At 62.3% G+C, this 6,715-nt stretch carries 6 protein-coding genes; 4 read left to right on the top strand and 2 right to left on the bottom strand.

Translation table 11 applies throughout. The features are described 5' to 3' along the window. On the bottom strand, nucleotides 1–188 hold a 188-nt coding region (locus N536_RS43130; RefSeq protein ID WP_231514646.1), incomplete at its 3' end, for a hypothetical protein. A gap of 688 nt (nucleotides 189–876) precedes the next feature. Here N536_RS43130 and N536_RS39610 point away from each other — a divergent pair. Continuing rightward, nucleotides 877–1,713 carry a bifunctional 2-polyprenyl-6-hydroxyphenol methylase/3-demethylubiquinol 3-O-methyltransferase UbiG gene (locus N536_RS39610; RefSeq protein ID WP_051574794.1) on the top strand — a complete coding sequence of 279 codons (837 nt, stop codon included), beginning with the start codon at nucleotides 877–879 and terminating at the stop codon, nucleotides 1,711–1,713. A gap of 51 nt (nucleotides 1,714–1,764) precedes the next feature. Here the strand turns inward: N536_RS39610 and N536_RS0127140 are convergent, their stop codons facing one another. Next, nucleotides 1,765–2,889, bottom strand: coding sequence for a glycosyltransferase (locus N536_RS0127140; protein ID WP_029116487.1), 1,125 nt, complete (start codon nucleotides 2,887–2,889; stop codon nucleotides 1,765–1,767). A gap of 255 nt (nucleotides 2,890–3,144) precedes the next feature. Between N536_RS0127140 and N536_RS0127135 the strand changes: the two genes are divergently transcribed. The 3 genes from N536_RS0127135 to N536_RS0127125 all read left to right on the top strand — a co-directional run bounded on the left by N536_RS0127135 (nucleotide 3,145) and on the right by N536_RS0127125 (nucleotide 6,698). Continuing rightward, nucleotides 3,145–4,092, top strand: a complete 948-nt coding sequence (locus N536_RS0127135; protein ID WP_029116486.1) for an NAD-dependent epimerase/dehydratase family protein — start codon at nucleotides 3,145–3,147, stop codon at nucleotides 4,090–4,092. Nucleotides 4,093–4,348: 256 nt separating this feature from the next. Then, entirely contained in the window at nucleotides 4,349–5,452 is a 1,104-nt protein-coding gene (locus N536_RS40925; RefSeq protein WP_051574793.1) for a glycosyltransferase family 4 protein, read from the top strand. Nucleotides 5,453–5,948: 496 nt separating this feature from the next. Next, nucleotides 5,949–6,698, top strand: a complete 750-nt coding sequence (locus N536_RS0127125; protein WP_155948743.1) for a TylF/MycF/NovP-related O-methyltransferase — start codon at nucleotides 5,949–5,951, stop codon at nucleotides 6,696–6,698. Nucleotides 6,699–6,715: the final 17 nt, after the last annotated feature.

Genomic DNA, 6,715 nt, shown 5'->3' with positions numbered 1-6,715 from the left:
ATTCGATCCGGGACCGCGATCGCACGAATCAACAGCACATAGAACGTGACGAGATTGGCACCAAGCACCCACGGTGTCGCCCCGTCCGGCACGACGAAGAAGAGCACCACGAACACGCCAAGCGCCAAAACCTCAAGACCTCTACCAAGCCAGCCGAACCCAGGCGGCGCAGAGTCGACCCCCGCCACTTCCCTAGACCCAGCCCCAGCCACCCAATCGGAGCCACGACCATCGACCCTCGCAACCGGCCCGAGCGCGCGCGCCCCCTGGAAGGACCCCGCCTGCAGCAAGTGCGACCTCAACTAGCACTCACCCCCTTTGGCCAGGCCGACGGTCCATCGCAGCCCCCTGGAACACCGCTCCGCAAATCGCCCTGGGGCGACGTTACCGCAGATCTGTACGTCTCGGCGCCTGATCTGGCCGCCCATTTCGTTCGCCATACAGATGAGCTAGGACGAGGCAACAAAGCGCGGCCCGATCGGCAGTCATGCCGCCACTCGACGCTCGCGCCAGCGACCACCACCCGCGCACCGTGAAAATCTGATGCCCTGCCGACCGGAGCGCGAACCTTGCAGCGTCTTTGACACAGGCCAGCTCAGGCTCCCACGCATACCACCGAATTGTTATCCGATGACCGCCTCAGCGGGAACCAACTCGAGTCACAATTTCGGCTTGCCAGCGTTGGCTTCACATCTCTGCCAAGCGTGGCCACCAACTTTGCTGTTTTCCCCGCTGCGTAGACGCGACACGACTGAAAGAATCGACGAAATCCTCACAGGACGCTGTCGGGAACATTCTCCTAGCTATGTGTTCGGCGCTTCCACCGGGCTACGATTGCAACTGCCTGGTGAACGCCATGGCGGTTTGGGGGGTTTCATGACCGGCGAGTCGCAACCATCGTCTTCGTCGCTTCGCGACCTCGGAAGCCACTTCGCCTTCGGCGAGAACTGGGCGAAATATGCCGAACTGATCGACGAGGAGCGGTTGGCCGAGGCCGACCGCGGGCTCGTGCGGCTGCTGGGCGCCGACTGCGTACGCGGACGCACCTTTCTCGACATCGGCTGCGGTTCAGGACTGCACGCGGCGGCGGCGGCCCGACTTGGTGCATCACGCGTCCTCGCCCTCGACATCGACCCGGTTTCGGTAGAGACCACGCGCGCGGTGCTGCGCCGGCACGGCAAAGGGGCCAACGCAGAGGCAAAGGAGCTCAACGTATTCGACCTCGATCCGGACAGCATCGGTCCATTCGACATCGTCTACTCCTGGGGCGTGCTGCATCACACCGGCGCGATGCACGATGCGGTCCGCATGGCGGCCCAACTGGTCGCGCCGGGGGGAACGTTTGCCTTCGCGCTCTATCGCAAGACTCGCCTGTGTTGGTTCTGGACACGCGAGAAACGTTGGTACTCCACAGCGACTCCCCGTGCCCAGCAGGCGGCGCGTTCCATCTACATCGGACTGATGCGTCTGGCCTTACGCCGGAGGTTCCGTGATCACGTCGCGAACTACAAGAGCGCGCGCGGCATGGATTACTACCACGATGTGCACGACTGGATGGGCGGCTATCCCTACGAGTCGACCTCGGCTGACGAGATCGATGCCCTGATGCGTCCGCTCGGATTCGAGCACCTGAAGAGCTTTACCCTCCCGCTGTCGCATGGGCTGTTTGGCGCGGGGTGCGATGAGTACGTCTATCGTCGCGTGACGCCCTGAGTCATTGCGGGTGCGCCTGTGCACCAAGAGATTTCGCGAAGCGCCAAGAAATCAGAGGCGACGTAGCTCGCCACGGGCCAGGGGTAGAGCATTCCGCGGGTCCGCGCCCGCGATAATCGCTGCGAACGCATCGATGTACGCCCGCGCGATTTTCTCCGGCGTCATGGTCGCCAAAATCTCCCTAGCGTGTGCGTAGACCTGCTCATCGGCGGTGAGGCCATGGTCCCAGGCTTGAGCGACGACGCCCGCAGCCTCCTCTGGAGTTGAGTCGAGGCGGACGTAGTACGGATAGTCGTCGCCCAGCAGCGCGCGGTGCTCGGGAATGTCGGATACGACGGCCGGAAGACCCGCACCGACGGCCTCCATCACGACGTTCGGCATGCCCTCGTGCAAACTGAACGACAGCATCACGCGTGCACGCGCCATCAGCCTCGGCACGTCCTTGCGGAAGCCCAGCAGCTCGACCCGACTCGCAACACCCTCCCTTTCCGCAATCCGCACCACGTCGGCGGCGTGGGCGCCGATTCCGGCAACGACGAGCCGGGCCTCGGGACGTCCGGCGGCGAGACGCGCGAACGCGGATGTCATCGCGCCGACATTCTTTTCAGGGTCGAGGCGGCCCACGAAGAGGCAATCGGCCAAATCCGACCTGTCGACGCTGACCTGGGAGCCGACGTCGTCGACGATCACCATGTTCGGGATCATCTGCACCGGTGGGCGTGGGTCTAGAGACTCCCAGTACTTCTTACCCGCCTCAGAGTTCGCGATGATCGCGGCGGGCGCGCGACGACCGACACGTTTCCTGACGTTATAGGCGGGCCTATCGGTGTAATCGGAACACCGCTCCGTCATCACCCACGGCAACCCACGGACGACACGGGTCGCTGCATACGACAAGAGGTCGGCGGGATGCAGCCACGAGATCAGGAGGTCGGGGCGCACCCGACGCAGAGTGCGCACCACGAAGGCGAGCGCAAACGGGCTGGCGAAGTTGCGGACCTCCGTGCGATGCAGCTGGAGTCGTGATAGGTCGAGGCTGTCGTCGTGCACCCCCGGCCCAAGAAGGATCAGGTGGATCTCGACGTCAGACATGTGCTGCAACGCGTTGACCATGGCTATGCATTGGCGCTGCGCGCCGCCACCATCGAGGCTCGGAATGAAAAAGCAGACTCTCATCGCGTACCTTCGTCGACGTGCTATGACTTGCCTGCCACCGGATGGCGCAGTACCCATTGAGGGGGCCCGCCCTGACGCTACCGGCAAAGGTCCGGACGCGAGGTGCCTGAGCCAAAGATTCGTTTGCCCATAGCCAGAACAATCGCAACGCGGCATGGTACGAATCACACGTTGCATCGCCGTCCCTCGCACCGATCGCGGCCATGTAGAGCTGAGCCCGCAGTCGGGATTCAGCAAACTAGGGAGGAGCCTCGAATGCATGCCTTGGTAACCGGTGCCGCAGGATTCGTCGGGTCCCATCTGACCAAGCGTCTGTGCGACGAAGGCTACGACGTCATCGGCGTGGACTCGTTCACGGATTACTACGACATCGGGCTCAAGCGGGCCAACGCCGAAGCGGCGAGTCACGCCGGAGTGAAGTTCATCGAGGGGGATCTCAACGTCATAGACCTCGCCAGCCTGCTGGACGGTATTGACGTCGTCTTCCACCTCGCCGGCCAGCCCGGGGTCCGCGCCTCTTGGGGGAGCGACTTCTCGACTTACACGTACTGCAATATCGAGGCCACCCAGCGACTGCTCGAGGCGTGCCGGGGCAATCGCAGGCTGCTTCGCTTGGTATTCGCGTCATCGTCATCGGTCTACGGCGATGCCGAGCGCTACCCGACGAGCGAGACGGACCGCCCGCAGCCCATCAGCCCCTACGGCGTGACGAAGCTCGCTGCCGAGCACCTGTGCAGTTTGTATGCCACAGCATTCGACGTTCCGACTGTATCGCTGCGCTACTTCACGGTCTACGGGCCACGTCAGCGGCCCGATATGGCGTTCACACGCTTCGCCATGGCAGCGGCACGCGGCAATGAGATCACGGTCTATGGTTCGGGAGCTCAGACCCGCGACTTCACTTACGTCGATGACGTGGTCGAGGCGAACTTGCTCGCCGCGACGCGCGAAGTTCCTCCCGGCACCGTCCTGAACGTTGCGGGTGGTTCACACACTTCGGTAAACGAGACCTTGCAGATCTTCGAAGAGCTAGTCGGCTCACCGCTCTCGGTCACGCATGTGGAGGCGGTGGCGGGCGATGTTGGCAGGACGGGCGGCGACACCACGGCAATCCGCTCACTCTTGGGATGGCGACCGACCGTGAGTCTCCGTGAGGGAATCACTCAGCAGTTCGGCTGGGCAGCCGCGTTAGTTCGCCAATAGCCCTTCCCGTGAGCGATGGAGAGCGAGAACTTATTTGCGACGTGGTCACACCAAGATCGGATCGCGCCCCCAACGATCGATCCCGGTGAGATGCTATAGCTATGTCGGAAATGTGGTTGAACAGCTGGATGCCAGCCCTAAGTCGACCCGATGGCGAACATCACAGGTGCTTTCGGTCGGGCAGCGAGCGGATGCCGGAAGGCATCGAGGGCTTCGTTGCCCGAATCCGCACGCATGATCTGAACGAAGAACGCCGATGAGCCACGCGCGCGTGACGATGATCGGCCACTTTCCCCCGCCCGTCGGCGGCGCCGCGCTGTTGAACGCGCAGGTATGCGATTCGCTGGTCGCTGCCGGAGTCGACCTGACGCGGATAGATGTCGCCGGTAGGACGCTGAACCACAACCGGAGCTTCGGATACCACGCGCGCCGGGTGGTGCGAAACATGGTTGCGCTGCGGCGTGCCCGCCGGGCAGCCTCCCGCGATGCCGCGCTTTACATCGTCCCCGATGCTGGACTGGGTGCTTGGTATACGTGCGCCCACATGGCTGGGGCGGCGCGACGATACGGGGCCGTGATGGTCCACCACCATTCTTGCCGCTACATCGAGGACGAAAATCGCGCGATTGCCGCAGTCGCCACGATCGCGCGCGATCGCGCCATCCACGTGTTCGAGACCGCTGGCCAGGCGACGGGATTCCGGCGCCGATACGGTCAAGTCCCGTTTCGGGTAGCCACCAACGCCTACCTCGTCGCTGATGAAGCGGCACGCCTTCCCTCCCCTCGGCCCCAAGGACCGATCCGGCTCGGGCATTTGAGCAATCTGTGCGCCGACAAGGGATTTTTCGCGGTCGCCGACGCGTTCGATGCCCTGCGCGCCGCCGGTATGGACACGACGCTCACGCTCGCCGGGCCGATCCTCGAGCCCGCGGTGACCGAGCGGATCGATGAGCTGCTCGCAGCGCATGGTTCCCTGGTGCGTCACGTAGGGCCGCTCGCCGGCGAAGCCAAGCTTGCGTTCTACCGAGACATCGACCTGTTCGTCTTTCCCACCGCCTTCAGACAGGAAGGCGCTCCCGTAGTGATTTACGAGGCGCTCGCGGCCGGGTGCCCGGTATTAGCCACCGATCGCGGCCAGATCTCGGAGGTCATTCCTGCAGTGGGTGGTGCCGTTTGCGCGCGTGACGCCGATTACGACACCTTCGTGCTCGAATATCTGCGCGAGCAATCTTGGGATGAAGACGCGCGAAATCAACGAGCTGCTGCGATCAAAGACTGGATAAGGGCCGAGAGCACCAAGTCAACCGAACAGCACGAGGCGATCGTGGCTCAGCTCGCTGCGCCACTTGTATCCGGGTAAGCGGCCGACGCCTACCGGAAACCCCATCGGGTGGTCACCACGTCAAAGGTAGGCAACACCGAAGTCTCAGAGGTTCACCCAGCAAACAGAAGGCGAAGTTACGTCAGCTACGCCGAATCGTCGTTCCTGAACCATTTCACGTTGTACTGTCCGATTGTGGTCGCGGCGGGGGGTGCGCGCAGCTCGGCAGACACTCGACGCTAGCTACGACCGCGGGAGCATCAAGCCGGGAACGGGGGGCGGCTCGGCGCTCGACCGAGCTACCACTGCCCACCCACTACGTCGACAGTCGCAAAGTGCAGAACAGGAAGGCGTCGTGCCGCATTTCTTAAGCGCAATTGCGCGCGTATATCGGAATGATCGAGCAGCTTATTCGACCGGTGGTGGGTCAAGCAATTTAGTATTGCGATCCTTCACCCGCGGGTACTACATACTGACGGTCCCCATCGCTATTCTCTTCCTTCTCCAGTCCGCTCGAATCAACCCGGCCTATCGCATGACCTGGCCGAAGAAGGTTCTGTTGGGACTAAGAATGTTCTGGAACACGGTCACGATTCAGAGCGGCAGTTCCTACAAGTCGCATCTTGCGATGGCGCTCAAGCTCTTCGAGCTCGATCCTCAAATACCTGGCGTTGTGGTCGAGTGCGGAACCTGGAAAGGCGCATCGGCCGCCAATTTGTCTCTGGTGTGTCGCATCGTCGGACGTCAACTCCAGATATACGACTCTTTTCAAGGCCTGCCGGCGCCCGAGGCAGGCGACCGCGAAGGCCAATATTATACGGCCGGCGACTACTGCGGAACACTCGATGAAGTAAAGCGCAACATCAGCAAAGCTGGCGCAATCGACCATTGCGAATTCATCGAGGGATGGTTCGACGACACTCTGCCAAAGCAGGAAGAACCCGTGGTACTGGCCTACCTCGACGTGGACTACGAAGCTAGCCTCGAATGCTGCGTCCGCTATTTGTGGCCCCGGCTGGTAGCGGGCGGATACATATTCATCGATGAAGTGGTGAGCGTCAGTTACTGCGCCCTCTTCTATTCGGAACGCTATTGGCGGGAGACATTTCAGGAATCGCCTCCCGGGCTAATCGGAGCAGGAACCGGCTTGCCGATGGGCGAATTCTATATCGGACCGTATAGCGAACGGGCCGAGCACCCCCTGCAGCACGCGAATGCCGGTGCATATACATTCAAAGGATCCCAAGGGGACTGGACGTACTTTCCCAACGACGTAGTCTCGTGATCTAGTCCCACACTTAT

Source organism: Mycobacterium sp. URHB0044, from assembly GCF_000620625.1.
In the GTDB taxonomy this organism is placed as follows: Bacteria; Actinomycetota; Actinomycetes; order Mycobacteriales; family Mycobacteriaceae; genus Mycobacterium.
Note: the sequence above shows the minus strand (reverse complement) of the source record. Positions and strands in the feature narration are given on the sequence as shown.